Raw genomic sequence first — 713 nt, forward strand, 5'->3', positions numbered from 1 at the left:
AGCGGAAGGACTGAACGCGCCACGGCGCGTCCGACGACGACGGCGAGCTATCGCCGTCGTCGTTCGCACTCCAACGCTCGCTCAGCTATGACGCGAAATTCTCCGACGCTCGCTCAGCTATGACGGGAAATTCATCGACGCTCGCTCGCGTTTGGCGCGAACAAGCGCAACGCTCCGGCAAATTTGCGAACTACCCCGCCTGCTCCAAAAGCCGCACCGCGTCGTCGTCGGTCAATTGTTCGAAGTGCTCGTAGAACGCGCCCACGGCATGGAATTTGCCCGGCGTGTGCAGGCACATCATGAAATCGCACACCCGGCTGATGGACGCTTGGGCTTCGAGGGATGACACGGGGACGGCGGTTACCACAGTCGCCGCGCCTCCCGCGCGGACGGCCTCGACGGCGGCGCGCATCGTTGCGCCCGTGGCGAGTCCGTCGTCGACAAGGACAACAGTCTTGCCCGAGAGATCGAAGCTGATACCCGGGTAGGTCTTCACTCGCCGCAGGAGTTCTCCGCGCTCGCGTGCCTCCACAGCGTCAAGCGAAGCCTGGGTGATTCCATGCCGAAGCATGCGCTCGGCGAGGGGCCGGTTGAGGATACGCACGATCCTGCCGTTGGACCAGGCGAGGGCGCCGAACGCAGTTTCCTCGCGGCCCGGGATGCCGAGTTTACGTACCAGCATGGCGCCGTATGGCTGGTGGAGCTCGACGGCG

The 713-nt window shown here is 64.7% G+C and carries 1 protein-coding gene; it reads right to left on the bottom strand.

The genetic code is table 11. The features are described from left to right. Nucleotides 1-190: 190 nt before the first annotated feature. Nucleotides 191-713 (bottom strand): phosphoribosyltransferase (locus tag AHiyo1_RS03540; protein ID WP_059387629.1); only part of this gene is annotated, 523 nt, incomplete at its 5' end.

The sequence above is a fragment of the Arthrobacter sp. Hiyo1 genome, assembly GCF_001263615.2.
GTDB lineage: Bacteria > Actinomycetota > Actinomycetes > Actinomycetales > Micrococcaceae > Arthrobacter.